Annotated in this window: 12 protein-coding genes; 4 read left to right on the forward strand and 8 right to left on the reverse strand. The window is 73.7% G+C overall.

All coding sequences use genetic code 11. The features are described 5' to 3' along the window. Positions 1 to 12: 12 nt before the first annotated feature. Together ACILQ5_RS00675 and ACILQ5_RS00680 are read right to left on the reverse strand one after the other, a co-directional pair. Positions 13 to 3,204 carry a UvrD-helicase domain-containing protein gene (locus ACILQ5_RS00675; protein ID WP_395656033.1) on the reverse strand — a complete coding sequence of 1,064 codons (3,192 nt, stop codon included), beginning with the start codon at positions 3,202 to 3,204 and terminating at the stop codon, positions 13 to 15. Beyond that, a complete protein-coding gene (locus ACILQ5_RS00680) occupies positions 3,201 to 6,431 on the reverse strand; it encodes an ATP-dependent helicase (RefSeq protein ID WP_395656034.1) in 3,231 nt (1,076 codons plus the stop codon). The genes ACILQ5_RS00675 and ACILQ5_RS00680 overlap by 4 nt, the downstream gene beginning before the upstream one ends. Before the next feature lie 46 nt (positions 6,432 to 6,477). On the opposite strand from ACILQ5_RS00680, the gene ACILQ5_RS00685 reads away from it, so the two are divergent. From ACILQ5_RS00685 to ACILQ5_RS00695, 3 genes are all read left to right on the forward strand, one after another. After that, positions 6,478 to 7,068: a DJ-1/PfpI family protein gene (locus tag ACILQ5_RS00685; protein ID WP_395656035.1), complete on the forward strand. Its 591-nt coding sequence runs from the start codon at positions 6,478 to 6,480 to the stop codon at positions 7,066 to 7,068. 21 nt (positions 7,069 to 7,089) lie between these two features. After that, complete coding sequence (locus ACILQ5_RS00690) at positions 7,090 to 8,250, forward strand: CaiB/BaiF CoA transferase family protein (protein ID WP_395656036.1); 1,161 nt, start codon at positions 7,090 to 7,092, stop codon at positions 8,248 to 8,250. An 85-nt stretch (positions 8,251 to 8,335) separates the two neighbouring features. Further along, positions 8,336 to 9,703, forward strand: a complete 1,368-nt coding sequence (locus tag ACILQ5_RS00695; RefSeq protein ID WP_395656037.1) for a glutamate decarboxylase — start codon at positions 8,336 to 8,338, stop codon at positions 9,701 to 9,703. 140 nt (positions 9,704 to 9,843) lie between these two features. On the opposite strand, the gene ACILQ5_RS00700 is transcribed toward ACILQ5_RS00695, so the two are convergent. The 4 genes from ACILQ5_RS00700 to ACILQ5_RS00715 all read right to left on the reverse strand — a co-directional run bounded on the left by ACILQ5_RS00700 (position 9,844) and on the right by ACILQ5_RS00715 (position 13,162). Then, positions 9,844 to 10,947, reverse strand: coding sequence for a ring-opening amidohydrolase (locus tag ACILQ5_RS00700; RefSeq protein ID WP_395656038.1), 1,104 nt, complete (start codon positions 10,945 to 10,947; stop codon positions 9,844 to 9,846). Positions 10,948 to 10,982: 35 nt separating this feature from the next. Next, on the reverse strand, positions 10,983 to 11,918 hold the full coding sequence (locus tag ACILQ5_RS00705) for a carbamate kinase (protein WP_395656039.1): 936 nt from the start codon (positions 11,916 to 11,918) through the stop codon (positions 10,983 to 10,985). 88 nt (positions 11,919 to 12,006) lie between these two features. After that, the gene (locus ACILQ5_RS00710; protein WP_395656040.1) at positions 12,007 to 12,747 is read right to left on the reverse strand and encodes an SDR family oxidoreductase; all 741 of its coding nucleotides are present in this window, start codon (positions 12,745 to 12,747) and stop codon (positions 12,007 to 12,009) included. Continuing rightward, positions 12,740 to 13,162: a cupin domain-containing protein gene (locus ACILQ5_RS00715; RefSeq protein WP_395656041.1), complete on the reverse strand. Its 423-nt coding sequence runs from the start codon at positions 13,160 to 13,162 to the stop codon at positions 12,740 to 12,742. The genes ACILQ5_RS00710 and ACILQ5_RS00715 overlap by 8 nt, the downstream gene beginning before the upstream one ends. Positions 13,163 to 13,271: 109 nt before the next feature. Between ACILQ5_RS00715 and ACILQ5_RS00720 the strand changes: the two genes are divergently transcribed. Then, positions 13,272 to 13,949 (forward strand): TIGR00266 family protein, encoded by a 678-nt coding sequence (locus ACILQ5_RS00720; RefSeq protein ID WP_395656042.1) that lies wholly within the window; start codon positions 13,272 to 13,274, stop codon positions 13,947 to 13,949. A 60-nt stretch (positions 13,950 to 14,009) separates the two neighbouring features. Here the strand turns inward: ACILQ5_RS00720 and ACILQ5_RS00725 are convergent, their stop codons facing one another. Both ACILQ5_RS00725 and ACILQ5_RS00730 read right to left on the reverse strand, forming a co-directional pair. Continuing rightward, positions 14,010 to 14,441 (reverse strand): META domain-containing protein, encoded by a 432-nt coding sequence (locus tag ACILQ5_RS00725; RefSeq protein ID WP_395656043.1) that lies wholly within the window; start codon positions 14,439 to 14,441, stop codon positions 14,010 to 14,012. Beyond that, complete coding sequence (locus ACILQ5_RS00730) at positions 14,441 to 15,688, reverse strand: arginine deiminase (protein ID WP_395656310.1); 1,248 nt, start codon at positions 15,686 to 15,688, stop codon at positions 14,441 to 14,443. Before ACILQ5_RS00730 ends, ACILQ5_RS00725 begins: the two co-directional genes overlap by 1 nt. Positions 15,689 to 15,706: the final 18 nt, after the last annotated feature.

Consider the following 15,706-nt stretch of genomic DNA (forward strand, 5'->3'; position numbering starts at 1 on the left):
TCGGTCGCGGCGTCAGCCGGAGAGCAGCTGCTCGAGCGACGCCCGGTCGGGCAGGTCCTCGGGCTCGACGACCTCGCCGGTGCGGACGTAGTAGAACGCCGCCCGCACCGACTCCAGCGGCACGCCGTGCAGCTCGGCCCACGCGAGCCGGTAGACCGCCAGCTGCAGCGGGTCGGCCGTGGCGGCCCGGTTCGTCTTCCAGTCCACGACGAGGTGGCCCTCCCCTCCGTCGGGGAGCCGGTCCTGGTAGACGGCGTCGATCCGGCCACGCACCACCTGGCCGGCCAGCACGAGGGCGAACGGCGCCTCGACCTGGTGCGGCACCCGGGTCGCGAACGGACCGGACTCGAAGGTGGCGATCAGCTCCTTGAGGTCGGAGTCGTCGTCGATCCCCGCGTCGGCGCGGCCGGGCAGCTCGTCGTAGTCGAAGAGGTCCTGCTGGCCGAAGCGGGCCTCGACCCAGGCGTGGAAGCGGGTCCCGAACCGGGCCGCCGACGACGGCGGGCGCGGCATCGGCCGGGCCAGGTCCCGCGCGAAGGTCTCCGGGTCGTCGCGCAGCCGGCCGAGCGCGGTCGCCGACAGGCTCGAGGGCAGGGTCACGGCGACGTCGCTGCTGCGGTCGCGCCGGGCCTCGGCGACCAGCCGGTCGAGCTCGGCGTCCCACTCCGCGACCCGCGCGGACTCGATGACGTCGAGGTCGCCGTCGGGCGCGTCCGGGTCGGCCGCCCGCACCCGCTCCGCCGCCGCGATCCGGAGCGCCGCCTCCCGCCCGGTGCCGGTCGGCGGCCACGGGCGCGACGGGTCGACCGCGTCGTAGGGGTTCGGATCGCCCTTCTGCGGCTTCTCCAGCCAGCCGTCGACCGGCTCGCCCCACGCCTCGAGCTGGTCGCGCACCACCCGCTGGTACGACGACGGACCGAACGGCGTGCTGCGCGGGCTCCACAGGTAGGAGGTGACCGACAGACGGTGTGCGGCCCGGGTGAGGGCGACGTACCCGAGCCGCAGCTCCTCCTCGGCGTCGTGCTCCCGGGTGGCGACGCGGTAGGCGTCGAGGGCGGCCTTGTCGAAGCCCTCGAGCTGGGGCAGGTCGGCGGCGTCGCCGCGCAGCGGGGCGGGCAGGATCGCGGGCGAGGAGGTCCACAGCGTGCGCGAGCGGCTGGACGGGAAGCGGGTCTCGCAGACGCCGACGAGGAAGACCGCGTCCCACTCCAGGCCCTTGGAGCGGTGCACGGTGAGCAGCTTGACCGAGTCGGCCTCGGTGGGCGTCGCGACGTCGAGGCCGTTGCCCTGGTCGTCCTCGGCGGTGAGGTAGGCCAGCAACGCCGGCAGCGTCACGTCGCCGTCGACGGCCTGGAACTCCGCGACCGCCTTGACGAACAGGTCGAGGTTGTCGCGGCGGGCCGCCGCGGCCGGGCTGACCGCCGAGGCGAGCTCGACGTCGGTGCCGGTGGTGTCGATGATCCGGCGGACGATGTCGAGCAGCGGCTCCCCCACCGAGGTGCGCAGCATCCGCAGCTCGGCCGCGAGCAGCGCGAACCGCTCGAGCGCCTCCGGCGAGTACGGGTGGTCCCCCGGATCGGCCAGCGCGTCGTCGAGCGAGGGGATCTCGGCGGGGTCGATCCCGTCGGCGATCTCCAGGAGGTGGTCGGTGACCGACCCGGGCGTCGAGCCCCGGCCCTGCCGGCCGGCGACCTCGAACGCCCGGCGGCTGAGCAGCCGCAGGTCGCGCGGGCCGATCGCCCAACGAGGACCGGTCAGGAGGGTGAGGAGGGCCGCGTTGGCGGTGACGTCGTGCAGCAGGTGCAGGGTCGCGACGATCTCGGCGACCTCCGGCAGCCGGAGCAGGCCGGAGAGGCCGACGATCTCGACGGGGATGCCGGCGCCGGTCAGCGCGTCGAAGACGTCCTCGGCGTGGGCGTTGTCGCGGGTGAGGACGCCGATCCTCGCCCACCCACCCGGCCCGGACAGGGCGTCGTGCGCCTCCCCGACCGCCCCGACCAGCCACGCCAGCTCGTCGGCGTGGGTCTCGAAGACCCGAGCCGTCACGGTGCCCTGCTCGGCCCCCGGCTTGGCGACCAGCGGCTCGACCTGCCTGTACTTCTCCTGCAGCGGCGCCGCCAGCCGGTTCGCCACCTCCAGGATCCGGGCGTCCGAGCGACGGTTGACGGTGAGCGGGTAGGTCGGCACGGCTCCGCCGCCGTCGGCGGCGGGGAAGGTGTCGGCGAAGTTGAGGATGTTGGAGACCGAGGCACCGCGCCAGCCGTAGATCGCCTGGTTCGGGTCGCCGACGGCGGTCACCGGGTGCCCCTCGCCGAAGAGCCGGGAGAGCATCACCGCCTGGGCGACCGAGGTGTCCTGGTACTCGTCGAGCAGCACCACCGTGAACCGCCTCCGCTCGAGCGCCCCGACGTCGGGCTGCTCGGCGGCCAGCCGGGCCCCCAGCTCGATCTGGTCGGAGAAGTCCATCAGGCCCAGGTCGCGCTTGAGCCGCCGGTAGGCCTCGACCAGACCGAGCAGCTCCGCGCGCCGATCGATCGCGGAGATCGCCTTCTCGACCGGCTCGCGGTAGGTGACCCGGGCCCTGCCCGCGACCTCCTCCGCCAGCGCGCGCTCGAAGCCGGCGCGCGCCGCGGCGTCGATCGCCCGCACGGCCTCGGGGACGACGAGATGCTCGCTCATCGCGCTGTCGAGGGCGAGCAGGTTCTGGATCACCGTCGCGGGGTGGTCGGAGAGGAACCGGACGTCGCCGGTGAACCGGTCGACCGCCCGGGCGCCGAGCTGGTAGCGGGAGGCGTCGGTGACCACCCGGGTGTCGGGCTCGTGGCCGATCCGCAGGCCGTGATCGGTGAGCAGCCCGGCGGCGTACGCGTTGTAGGTGGCGACCGTCGGCTCGAGGACGTCGCCGTCGTCGGACTCCTCGAGCGCGCCGGCCGCGGCGAGCGCGTCCCGGATCTTGCGCCGCAGCTCACTGGCCGCCTTGGTCGTGAAGGTCAGGCCGAGCACCTCGTCGGGCCGGACCTGGCCGGTGACGACGAGGTGGACGACCCGCGCGGCCATCAGGGTCGTCTTGCCGGAGCCGGCGCCGGCGATCACCACGGCCGGCGCCAGCGGCGCCGAGATCGCGGCCCACTGCTGGTCGCTGACGGCGTACGGCGTCCCCATCACGGCGGCCAGGTCGGCGGGGCTCTCGATCGGGCGGCTCACCGGTCGGTCACCGAGCCCGCGCTCTTGATCGGGCAGATCGGGACGAACTGGCAGTCGCGGCAGTGCTGGCCCGCGACCGCCGGGAACGACTCCTCGCGCAGCAGCGAGGCCGTGCGGGCGAGCCGCTGGCGGAGCACGGTGCGCTCGACGCCGTCCTCGGCCTGGGCGTCCTGCGCCTGGACCACCGCGGTCTCACCGCCGTCGGTCAGGCCGAGCTGCACCAGCTCGGCACCGCCGGCGGGCGCCCCGGGCGCGAGGTCCGCGACGGCGCCGTGGTCCACGGCGTACTGGTAGAGCCCCAGCTGCACGTGGCCCTCGACCGACTTGTTGCTCGGCTTGGTGCGCCCGGACTTGAGGTCGACCACGACGACCCGGCCGTCGGCGTCGAGCTCGAGCCGGTCGGCGTAGCCGGTGAGCCGCACCTGCTCGCCGTCCGGGAGCTCGACGACGGTCTCGAACGCGGACTCGGTGTCGAGCAGCCGGCGCGGGTTGTCCAGGTGCCACCGGAGGAACCGCCCGACCGCCGCGCGGACCCGGTCGTGCTCGCGGGCCCTCGACCAGGGTGTCCGGAAGTCGAGCCGGTCCCAGACCGCGTCGACGTGGCCCATCAAGACGTCGACGGCGGGCTCGAGCTCGCCGGTGGCCACCCGCTGGGCCAGCGCGTGCAGCAGCTCGCCGAGGTTGGCGGACTGGTGGGCGCGGGCGACGCCCCCGGCCTCGCGCTCGAGGAACCACTGGGTCGGGCAGACCAGCATCGAGTCGAGGACGCTCGCCGAGACCGGGACCGGGCGGTCGGGGTCGCGGACCGGCTGCACCGAGCGGGTGGCGGCGCGGGTGCCCCACCAGGTCGACGGGTCGGCGCTGGGGACCAGGGCCCGGGTGCCGACGGACTCGCCGGCCAGCCGGGCGAGCCGGCGCGCGGCGGCGTCGCGCAGCGGCTCGGTCGTCGCGGGGTCGGCGACGGTGCGGCGCAGCTCGGCGACCAGGCCCGCGAGCGAGAGCGGGCGGGGCGGTCGCCCGACCACGCGCTCGACGGCGACCCCGAGCTCGTCGAGGAAGCGCGAGGGCTGCTCGCCCTCGTCGTCGGCGGACGCGACGGCAGTCACGACCAGTCGCTGCCGCGCGCGTGTGCACGCGACGTAGAAGAGGCGACGCTCCTCCAGGAGCAACTCGCGCGTCGTGACGGGCGGGACGACGCCGTGCTCCCCGATCCGGTCGGCCTGGAGCAGCGTCGAGCGGCGGCGCAGGTCGGGCCAGCCGTCCTGCTGGACGTGGGCGACCACGACGAGCCGCCACTCCAGGCCCTTCGCGCGGTGCGCGGTGAGCAGGCGTACGGCGGCGCCGCGGGCGCCCCGCTCGGCGAGCGTGTCCGCGGGGATCTGCTGCTGCACCAGCGTCGCGAGGAACGCGCGCACGCCGACGTGGTCGCGCTGCTCCTCGGCCCGGGCGGCGACGTCGAAGAGGGCGCAGACCGAGTCGAGGTCGCGGTGCGCCCGGCGGGCGGCACCGCCGCCGAGGTCGACCGAGCGGCGCAGCCGGGCCGGCCAGCCGGTGCGCGACCACAGCGTCCAGAGCAGCTCCTCGGCCGATGCCCCGGCCCGCATCTCCTCCCGGGCGTCGACCAGCAGCTGGGTGAGCGCCCGCGCGCGGACCACCTCGGGACCCTCGAGGCCGTCGAGGGAGCCCGGCTCGACGACCGCACGGCGGACCAGGTCCCGCGACGTGCGCGGCGTGCGCCCCTCGGCCTTGCTCTGCTCCTTCTCGCGGGCGCGCAGCCGCCGGGCGAGCCGGCGCACGTCGCCGGCGTCGAGGCCGCCGAGCGGGCCGAGGAGCAGGGCCTCGGCGCGGGCGGGGTCGATGAAGTCGACGTGGTCGGGGTCGTCGTTGCCGAGGTTGACCACCGCTCGCAGCCCGTCGAGCAGCGGGATGACGGCCGGGTCGCGGACCAGCGGCACCTCGTCGCTGGCCACCTCGACGGGCACACCGGCGGCACCGAGGGCCCGGCGCAGCGGCGGGATCGAGGCGCGGCCGGAGCGCACCAGCACCGCCATCTCGTCCCAGGCGAGGCCGTCCTCGAGGTGGGCGCGGCGGAGCAGGTCGGCGAGGTGCTCGGCCTCGGCCCGCTCGGTGTCGAAGGTGCGGACGACGACCCGGCCCTCGCCGAGCCCGTGCGCGTCGGCCTGCGGCGCGAGGAACGCCGCGCGCGCCTCCTCCGGGATGCTGCCCGGGAGCGCGAGCCGGCCGGCGACCCGCTGCGAGGCGACCAGGAGGCGGGGACCGAACCGGCGCGTCGTGCGCAGCGCCACCACGTCGGCCGGCGCCCCGTCGGAGCGCGGGAAGGCGGCCGGGAAGTCGAGGATGCCGCGCACCTCCGCGCCCCGGAACCCGTAGATCGACTGGTGCGGGTCGCCGACGACGGTCAGGTCGCGCCCGTCCCCGGCGAGCGCCCGCAGCAGGGCAACCTGGCCGGGGTCGGTGTCCTGGTACTCGTCGACGAAGACGTGGCGCAGCCGGGCGCGGAGCTCGTCGCGGTGCGCCTCGGCCTCGAGGGTGGCGCGGCGGATCAGGTCGGCGTAGTCGGTGGCGCCCTGGGAGTCGAGGTTCGTGAGGTACTGGTCGAGGAACAGGCCGGCCGCCACGAGCTCGGGCAGCCCCTCGTCCCGGCCGAGGGCGGCCAGGCCGACGCCGTCGAGGCCCTTCTCGCGGGCCCGCGAGAGCACGGCGTGGACCTCCCGGGCGAACCCGCGGGTGCCGAGGGCGCGGGCCAGCGACTCCGGCCAGGCGACCGACTCCGGGTGGTCGGTGAGCAGCTCGCGGAGCACGACGTCCTGCTCGGGAGCGGAGAGCAGGCGCAGCGGCGCCTCGTAGAGGTCGGCCGGCGAGTAGCGCCGGATCAGGCCGTAGGCGAAGGAGTGGAACGTCGAGCTCAGCGTCGTCGACATGGTGCGGCCCAGGCGCGCCGTCACCCGGTCGCGGAGCTGCTCGGCCGCCTTGCGGGAGAAGGTGAGCGCGAGCACCTCCTCGGGCCGCGCGCCGCGCTGCTCGATGCGGTCGACGATCGCCTCGACCAGCGTCGTCGTCTTGCCGGTGCCGGGGCCGGCCAGCACCAGCAGCGGGCCACCGGGGTGGTCGACGACGCGGCGCTGCTGCTCGTCGAGCTCGGGGACGCTGACGGCCGTGTGCGGGCGCACCAGGTGGTACGTCGTTGCGGTGGCCGTCGTCGTCATGTGGTCATTCGACCATCTCGCGCCGACATGCCCCGACAATGGTCCCGTGACCCACCGGACCGTCGCCATCCTCGCCTTCGACGACATGGAGGTGCTCGACTTCGCAGGCCCCTACGAGGTCTTCAACGTGGCCGGAGAGCTGGGCGAGGGCGCCCCGTTCTCGGTGTTCTCGGTCGGTCTCACCGGCGCCCCGGCCGTCGGGCGCGGTGGCTTCACCGTGCTGCCGACGTACGCCCTCGACGACGCCCCGCCGCCGGACCTCCTGGTGCTGCCGGGCGGCGCCGGGACCCGGCCGCTGGTGTCCGACGAGCGCCTCGTCGCCTGGGTCCGCGAGCGCGCGGCCGAGGTCGAGCTGCTGATGTCGGTCTGCACCGGGGCGCTCCTGCTCGGCGCGGCCGGGCTGCTGGAGCGCCGGACGGCGACCACCCACCACGACGCGTACGACGAGCTCGCGGCGCTCTCGCCGACGACCAAGGTCGTGCGCGGCCAGCGGTTCGTGCGCAGCAGCGAGACGATCCTGACCTCCGCCGGCGTCTCCGCGGGCGTCGACCTGGCCCTGCACGTCGTGCAGCTGCTGGCCGGCCAGGAGACCCGCGACCGCACCGTCGCGGAGATGGAGTGGATGTGGCAGTCGTGAGGGGCAGTAGCCTCCGACCCCATGGGTGAAGGACCGCTCTCCGACCTGCTCGTGATCGACCTGACCCGCGCGCTCGCGGGTCCGCACGCCGGGATGATGCTGGGCGACCTCGGCGCGCGGGTGATCAAGGTGGAGGCGCCGGCCGGCGACGACACCCGCGGGTGGGGACCGCCGTTCGTCGGCGAGGAGGGCGAGCGGGAGTCGACGTACTTCATGGCGGCCAACCGCAACAAGGAGTCGCTGGTCCTCGACCTGAAGGACGAGGCCGACCGCGAGGTGCTGGCCCGCCTGGTCGAGCGCGCCGACGTGCTGATGGAGAACTTCCGGGTCGGTGTGATGGACCGGCTCGGCTTCTCCGTCGAGCGGCTGCACGAGCTCAACCCGGGACTGGTGATCATGTCGATCACCGGGTTCGGGCACGACGGACCGGAGGCGCTGCGGGCCGGGTACGACCAGATCGCCCAGGGCGAGGGCGGCCTGATGTCGATCACCGGGACCGAGCAGCCGACCAAGGTCGGCGTCCCGATCGCGGACCTGATCGCCGGGATGAACGGCGCCTTCGGCGTGCTGGCCGCCCTGCACGAGCGGTCCCGCACCGGCCGCGGGCGGGTCGTCCGCACGTCGCTGCTGGCCGGGATGATCGGCGTCCACGCGTTCCAGGGGACCCGGTGGACGGTGGCCGGCGAGGTGCCCGGGCTCGCGGGCGACCACCACCCCTCGATCGCGCCGTACGGCATGTTCACGACGCAGACCGCGCCGGTGCAGATCGCCTGCGGGTCGGAGAACCTGTGGCGGGCGCTGTGCGCGGCGCTCGGGTGGGACCCGACCGAGCCGGGGTTCGCGACGAACCCCGAGCGGGTCGCGAACCGCGACGCCCTCGTGGCCCGGATCGAGGGGCTCTTCGCGGACCGGCCGGCCGAGCACTGGCTCGCGGTGCTCGCGGAGGCCGGCGTCCCGTCGGGGAAGGTCCGCACGATGGACGACGTCTACGGCTGGGAGCAGGTCCTCTCCCAGGGCCTGCTGCTGACCGTGCAGCACGCCACCCAGGGCGAGCTGCGGCTCCCCGGCTCGCCGATCCGGTTCGACGACGACCCCTGGTCCGGCGGCCGGTCCGAGCACCTGGCGCCCCCGACCCTCGACCAGCACGGCCCCGCGATCCGGGAGTGGCTGGCGACCGACTGAGACCTCCGTGTCACCCGATCCGGGTGGTGCCACGCCTCCGCGCGCTCTGGGACGTTGGGTGCGACCGACGTGCAAGGAGGACAGCATGACCAGCTCGATCGACCCCGCCGCTCTCTACGGCAACCGGTTCATCACCCAGGAGGTGCCGAGCACCGAGTTCCCCGTGGACGGCATGACCGGGGTCGACGCCATGCGCCTGGTGGCCGAGGACCTCGCCATCGAGGGCGACCCGGCACGCAACCTGGCGACCTTCGTGACCACCTGGATGGAGCCCGAGGCGCAGCGGCTGATCGCGGCGAACCTGCACCGGAACTTCATCGACCACGCCGAGTACCCGCGCACCGCGGAGATCGAGCAGCGCTGCATCCGGATGCTCGCCGACCTCTTCCACGCGCCGGGTGAGACGACCGGTGCTCGCACGCAGGGCTCGTCCGAGGCGATCATGCTCGGCGCGCTCTCGCTGAAGTGGAAGTGGCGCGAGCGCCAGGAGGCCGCCGGCCGGCCGACCGACCGGCCGAACCTGATCTTCGGTGGCGACGTGCACGTCGTGTGGGAGAAGTTCTGCCGCTACTTCGACGTCGAGCCGCGGATCGTGCCGCTGCAGCCGGACAAGTTCACGATCGGCCCCGAGGACGTGGAGCCGCACCTGGACGAGAACACGATCGGCGTGGCCGCCGTCCTGGGCACGACGTTCACCGGGCACCGCGACGACATCGTGGGGATCAACGACCTGCTGCTGCGCATCCGCACCGAGCGGGACCTCGACATCCCGCTCCACATCGACGGCGCCAGCGGCGGCTTCGTGTGGCCGTTCCTCTACCCGGACTCGAAGTGGGACTTCCGGCTCGAGCAGGTGCGCTCGATCAACGTGTCGGGCCACAAGTTCGGCCTGGTCTACCCCGGCATCGGCTGGCTGGTGTTCCGCGACCGCTCGGCGCTCGCCGAGCCGCTGGTGTTCAAGGAGAACTACCTGGGCAAGACCGACGAGACGTTCACGCTGAACTTCTCGACCGGCTCGTCGATGGTGCTGGCGCAGTACTACAACTTCGTGCGCTACGGCCGCAGCGGCTACGAGTACATCATGCGCAACATGCAGACGAACGCCGAGAACCTGGCCGACCAGATCGAGGCCGTCGGCCGCTTCGAGGTCATCGGTCGCGGGCAGGAGCAGCTGCCGCTGGTGGCGTTCAAGCTGGCGCAGGCGGAGAACTTCGACGAGTTCGACGTGGCCTGGCAGCTGTCCGCCGAGCGCGGCTGGATGGTGCCGGCGTACACGATGCCGCCGGACGCCCAGGAGGTGACGATCATGCGCGCGCTGGTCAAGCAGACCATGAGCCGCGAGCACGTCGACACCCTCGCCCGGGACATCCACGACGCCTGCGACACCCTGACCCAGAAGGGCGGGGCGCACGAGTCCGAGCGCGCCAAGATGGTGACCGGCCCGGGCCACTGAGCCTGGCTGTCGCCGCGGACGTCATGCGAGGAGGTCGCGCCAGCGACCAGTTCGGATGACGTCCCGGCGACCCCGGCGCGACGTCATCCGAGGTGGCTGCGTCAGCGACCAGGTCGGATGACGTCCCGGGGGCGCGGCGGCTAGCCCAGGTCGACGATCGCGGCGACCGGGCCGCCGCCGTCGGGGCCCTGGTGGGCAGCGGAGACGGAGACGAAGACCGCGGGGTCGCCGGTGACGGCGGCGGTGACGCCGCCGACGCACGCCTTGATCTGGCGGTGCCAGTGCACGTCGGAGTCGTCGAGCATCGCGTTGCGGCGGCCGCGGACCTGGCCGTCCTGGGAGGCCTCGCACTTGAGGAAGACGTTGACGAGCCGGCCGTCGAGGTCGGAGGTGCGCGGGCGCTCGGGAAGGTCGAGCCCGGCGTCGCGGATTGCCTCCCAGATGCCGTCCTGGTCGAGCGCGTCGCGCATCACGGAGTGGCCGATCCGGTAGTGGCCGCCCACGCCCGGCGCGTTGCCGACGACGACGACCTGCGCCTGGTCGAGCTCGACGCCGGAGGAGCAGGAGGCGACCGAGGAGTAGAGCGACCGGTCGTGCATGACGTCGGCGTCGGTCGGCATGTCGATCTCACCGAGGGCGACCGCGATGCCGAGCGCGGTGCAGCCGTTGGAGAGGTCCATCGACTCGTGGGTGTGCTCGGTCCACACGGTCTCGCCGCGGGACTTGGCGTCGCGGATGGTGTGGATCGTCAGCAGCGGGGTCTTGGTCTGCACGTAGTGGACGTCGGCGGGGTCGTCGATGCCGGCGCGCGCCATGGCGGCCCGCACCGCGTCGGCGACCTTCGTGATCATCGGGGTGCGGCCGATGTCCTCGGGCGCCAGCCGCTCGCTCATCGCGAAGCCGACGGTCAGCCGCGGCTCGTCGCTCGGCGTCACCTGCTCGGGCGGGACCGTCGCGAAGATCGTCGCGTGCGGGCTGATCACGCCGTCGGTGCCGCCGGACCACACGATCGGGACCTGCTTGACCTGGTCCGCCGGCGCCCCCTTCTCGACCAGCACCTCGCGGAAGGCCCGGTCGGCGATGATCCGGGTGTAGTCGTTCACCCCGCCGTTGCCCTCGGTCTTGCCGATGATCGCGACGACCCGGTCGGCCTGCATGACGCCGTCGTCGATCAGCTGGGCGAGCTCGCTGGCGTCGGCGACGGAGTGGATCGGGACCTTGCGGACCTCGATGGCGTCGGGCATGGCTGGTTCCTTCCTGGTTCGGCGCGGGGGTGCGCTCAGTCCGGTACGACGACGGTGCCCGCGTCCCCGCGGACGGCACCGGTGATGTGGGCGAGGTCGGTGATGACCGCGCGGGTCCCGCCCTGCTCGACGAAGCGGCACGCCGCGTCGACCTTCGGGCCCATCGAGCCACTGGCGAAGTGCCCCTCGGCGGCGTAGGCGCGCAACTGGGCGACGGTGACGGTGCCGAGCGGTTCGGCCTCGGGCGTGCCGAAGCGCAGCACCGCGTGCGGGACGTCGGTGCCGATGACGAGCACGTCCGCGGCCAGGGTGCGCGCCAGCAGGGCCGCACCGAGGTCCTTGTCGATGACGGCCTCGACGCCGCTCAGCGAGCCGTCGGCCTCCTCGACGACCGGGATCCCGCCGCCACCGTTGGCCACCACCACGAAGCCGGCGTCGACCAGGGTGCGCACGGCGTCGGCGTCCACGATCCGCCGCGGCTCCGGGGAGGCGACGACCCGGCGCCAGCCCTTCTCCCCGCGGTCCTCCCACGTCTCCCCGTGCTCCACCAGCACGGCGGCCTCCTCGGCGGGCAGGTAGCGGCCGATCGGCTTCGTCGGGTGGATGAAGCCCGGGTCGGCGGCGTCGACGAGCGCCCGGGTGACCACCGTGGCGGTCCGCCGGTCGGTCCCGCGCTCGGCCAGGGCGGCGTCGAGCGCGTTCATCAGCACGAAGCCGAGCGTCGCCTGGGTCTGGGCGCCGCACCAGTCCAGCGGCACCGGCGGGACGACGGACGCGGCGATCTCGTTCTTGACCAGGAGGTTGCCCACCTGCGGACCGTTGCCGTGGGTGATGACGACCTCGACGTCCTGCCCGAGCAGGTCGGCGACCTCCGCCATCGCGACCCGGGCCGCGGCGATCTGGTCCTCGGGTCGGGCCCGGCCCTCGGCGTTCGTCATGGCGTTGCCGCCGAGCGCGAGCAGGACCCTCATGCGTCGAACCTAGTGACCCCGCGGTGACCGGGCACCGTGGCCGCCGACGAGCGGACCCGACCGGCGCTGGCAACAGTTGCCATCGCCGTCAGCGGCCACCGGCGACCCGCAGCGTCGTCCCGGTGACGTACGACGCCTCGTCGCTCATCAGCCACGCGATCGCGTCCGCGACCTCGTGGGGCTCGCCGGCGCGGCCCAGCGGCACGAGCGGGCCGACCCGGTCGACCCGACCGGGCTCCCCGGCGTCGGCGTGGATCGTCGTGCGCACGATCCCGGGGGCGACGCCGACGACCCGGATCCCGTCAGCGGCCACCTCCTGCGCCAGGCCGTGGGTCAGCGCGTCGACACCGGCCTTGGCCGCCGCGTACTGGACGTACTCGCCCGGCGCACCGAGGGTCGCCGCCCCCGAGCTCACGTTGACCAGCACGCCGCCCCCGCCGCCGTACGACCTGCCGAGCGCGCGGACCGCCGCCCGCGCGACGAGCAGGGCGCTGGTGAGGTTGAGGTCGACGGTCGCGGCGACGACCTCGGGCGGCGTCTCCGCGAGCGGCCCGAGGTGGAGGGTCGCGCCCGCGTTGTTGACGACGCCCGTGAGCCGGCCGGCCACCTCGAAGAGCCGGTCCACGCCCGTGGGGTCGGTGAGGTCCACGCGGACGACCGCGCAGCCCGCGCCGACGTCCTCGACGGCCAGCCGGGTCTCCTCGGCGGCCCGGTCGTCGCGGGCGTAGCCGAGCACCAGGTCGTGGCCGTCGCGGGCCAGCCGCATCGCGGTCGCGGCGCCGATGCCCCGGGTGCCGCCCGTGACCAGCGTGACCGGCCGCTCAGCCATCGGCCAGCTCGAAGTCGTCGAAGTCGAAGCCCGGCGAGACCAGGCAGCTCACCAGGGCCTCGGTGTCGCGCGGCAGCGTCCGCTGCCAGGTGCCGGCCGGGACGAGCACCTGGGGGCTGCCGGGACCGACCTCGAGCCCCACCTCGACGGCCGTCCTGGCCCCGGGTGCCGCGCCGGTGCCGCCGAGCTCGAGGGTGACCGCACCCCGGTGCGCCAGCCAGAGCTCGTCGGAGCGGACCCGGTGCCACGCGGAGCACTCCCCCGGCGGCAGCAGGAAGTAGATGAGGGTGGCGGTCGGCCGCACCCGGCCGTCCGGGAGGGTCACGGTCTCCGGGGCGACCCAGGTCTGGCGGTACCACCCGCCCTCGGGGTGCGGCTCGAGGTCGAGGGCGTCGGCGAGGGGCGGTCGGTCCACGGGACGAGTCTCTCAGCCCGGCCGCGGAGCCCGGCCCGGATGGCTACGCTCGAACCGACGACGTGTTCGCCACCATCCCCGGCTCGGGCCCCGCTCAGGAAGAAGTGAGATGCAGACCGAAGTGCTCTACGGCCCCGCGTACGCCGCCGCGAAGCTCACCCTCGCCCAGGGCGAGACCGTCCGCGCCGAGGCGGGCTCGATGCTCGCGATGTCGGCAGGGATCACCCTCGAGACGTCCACCCAGGGCGGCATCCTCAAGGGCCTCAAGCGGTCCGTGCTCGGCGGCGAGTCGTTCTTCATGAACACCTTCACCGCGCAGACCGCGGGCGCGGAGCTGTGGGTGGCGCCGTCGCTGCCCGGCGACGTGGTGGCCTGGCCGCACCAGGGCACCCTCTACGTGCAGTCCGGCTCCTACGTCGCGTCGTCGTCCGGCATCGACATCGACTCCAACTGGGGCGGCGCCAAGACCTTCTTCTCGCGCGAGGGCCTGTTCATGCTCAAGGTCGTCGGCCAGGGCGAGCTGGTGCTGTCGAGCTACGGCGCCATCCACGCGGTCGACCTCCAGCCGGGCCAGACCTACACCGTCGACACCGGCCACATGGTCGCGTGGACCGAGGGCATCCAGTACAACGTCCGCAAGGTCGGCAGCTGGAAGTCCACCTTCCTGTCCGGCGAGGGTCTCGTGTGCGACCTCACCGGGCCGGGCCGGATCTACATCCAGACCCGCAGCCAGAGTGCGTTCCTCGACTGGCTGATCCCGCGGCTGCCGCAGCAGACGGGCAGCTGACCGCACCCGACGTCGCCCGGGCCGGTCGCGCGGGTGGCCGGCCCGGACGCACGCGCGGGCTCAGTCGGTCTCGAGGACGATCTCCTCGTTGTCGGGCCCGCTGAGCGTCAGCGTCTTGTTGTTGAGGTCGGCCTTCACCCCGTCGGTGAACAGCCCGGCCAGCCACTGGTCCTGCGCGGTGAGCTCGTCGGAGCACGCCTTCATCGTCGAGGCCGCGGGGCCGGTCCACTTCAGGGTGCCGTCGGTGACGCCGTAGCCGGCCGTCTGGGTGTTGCAGCCGGCCTCGACGGCGAGGTTGCCGTCCTGGAAGGTCAGCGTGATCGACGACTCCTCCACCAGCTTGTGCCCGGTGACCTCGACCGAGGTGTACGTCGTGTTGTCGAGCTCGTCGGTGGTGGGCGGGCTGCCCTCGCGGCCGGACTCCCCGTCGGAGCCGCACCCGACGAGCAGGACGGCCGAGGCGGCGAGGGCGAGCAGGGTACGTAGGCGCATCAGAACTCCACGGGTTCACGGATGATGGGACAGGTCATGCAGTGACCGCCGCCGCGACCGCGCCCGAGCTCGGCGCCGACGATCGTGATCACCTCGACCCCCGCCTTGCGGAGCAGGGTGTTGGTGAGCGTGTTGCGGTCGTAGGTGAAGACGACCCCGGGCTCCAGCGCGACGGCGTTGTTGCCGCTGTCCCACTGCTGCCGCTCGGACTGGTAGACGTCACCGCCGGTCTCGATGACCCGGAGCGAGTCCAGCCCGAGCGAGCGCGCGACGACGTCGACGAACGGCGTCGACCCCTCGTCGACGACCTCGAGGCCGGGCGCCCGGTCGGACGGCACCAGCGAGAACGTGTGCACCGCGTCCATGATCTGCGGGTAGAGCGTCACGATGTCGCGGTCGGCGAAGGTGAAGACCGTGTCGAGGTGCATCGCGGCCCGCAGCTTGGGCATCCCGGCGACCACGACCCGCTCGGCCGCGCCCTGCGCGAACAGCGCGGCGGACACCTGCGTGATCGCCTGGCGGGAGGTGCGCTCGCTCATGCCCATGAGCACCACGCCGTTCCCGACCGGCATGATGTCGCCGCCCTCGAACGTCGCCTGGCCCCACTCCTGCTCGGGGTCGCCCCACCACACGGTCGAGCCGACGAAGTCGGGGTGGAACTCGTAGATCGCCTTGTAGACGAGGGTCTCGTCCTTGCGCGCCGGCCAGTAGAGCGGGTTCATCGTCAGGCCGCCGTAGAGCCAGCAGGTCGTGTCGCGCGTGTAGAGCGTGTTCGGCAGCGGCGGCATCAGGTACTCGCGGGCGCCGGTGGACTCCCGCGCCAGCGCGAGGTACGGCGTCCGGTGCTCGTCGGGGAGGTCGTGGGTCGCCAGCCCGCCGATGAGGACCTCGGCCAGCTGCCGCGACCCCAGCGACTCCAGGTAGCCGCGGGTGAGGTCGACGAGCCCGAGACCGACGCGGTTGGGCACGATCTTGCGGTCCAGCAGCCAGTCGCGCGCCCCGGGGACCTCGAGGGTCTGCGCGAGCAGGTCGTGCAGCTCGACCACCTCGACGCCGCGCTGGGTCAGCTTGTTGACGAAGTCCGCGTGGTCGCGCTGCGCGTTCTCGACCCACATCACGTCGTCGAAGAGCAGCTCGTGGTTGTTGCTCGGCGTCAGCCGGCGGTGCGCGAGGCCCGGCGCGCAGACCAGCACCTTCCGCAGCCGGCCGACCTCCGAGTGCACGCCGTAGGTCGAGGAGACGCCCATGCCGGTTCCTTCCCGTTC

The sequence above is a fragment of the Nocardioides sp. genome (genome assembly GCF_044226305.1).
Taxonomy (GTDB): Bacteria; Actinomycetota; Actinomycetes; order Propionibacteriales; family Nocardioidaceae; genus Nocardioides.

Bases quoted from the DNA above. Each gene is read 5' to 3' on its own strand.
- ACILQ5_RS00690 (WP_395656036.1), top strand. From the start codon at position 7,090: ATGGGTGAAGGACCGCTCTCCGACCTGCTCGTGATCGACCTGACCCGC.
- ACILQ5_RS00695 (WP_395656037.1), top strand. From the start codon at position 8,336: ATGACCAGCTCGATCGACCCCGCCGCTCTCTACGGCAACCGGTTCATC.
- ACILQ5_RS00700 (WP_395656038.1), bottom strand. From the start codon at position 10,947: ATGCCCGACGCCATCGAGGTCCGCAAGGTCCCGATCCACTCCGTCGCC.
- ACILQ5_RS00730 (WP_395656310.1), bottom strand. From the start codon at position 15,688: ATGGGCGTCTCCTCGACCTACGGCGTGCACTCGGAGGTCGGCCGGCTG.
- ACILQ5_RS00710 (WP_395656040.1), bottom strand. From the start codon at position 12,747: ATGGCTGAGCGGCCGGTCACGCTGGTCACGGGCGGCACCCGGGGCATC.
- ACILQ5_RS00680 (WP_395656034.1), bottom strand. From the start codon at position 6,431: ATGACGACGACGGCCACCGCAACGACGTACCACCTGGTGCGCCCGCAC.
- ACILQ5_RS00705 (WP_395656039.1), bottom strand. From the start codon at position 11,918: ATGAGGGTCCTGCTCGCGCTCGGCGGCAACGCCATGACGAACGCCGAG.
- ACILQ5_RS00720 (WP_395656042.1), top strand. From the start codon at position 13,272: ATGCAGACCGAAGTGCTCTACGGCCCCGCGTACGCCGCCGCGAAGCTC.
- ACILQ5_RS00725 (WP_395656043.1), bottom strand. From the start codon at position 14,441: ATGCGCCTACGTACCCTGCTCGCCCTCGCCGCCTCGGCCGTCCTGCTC.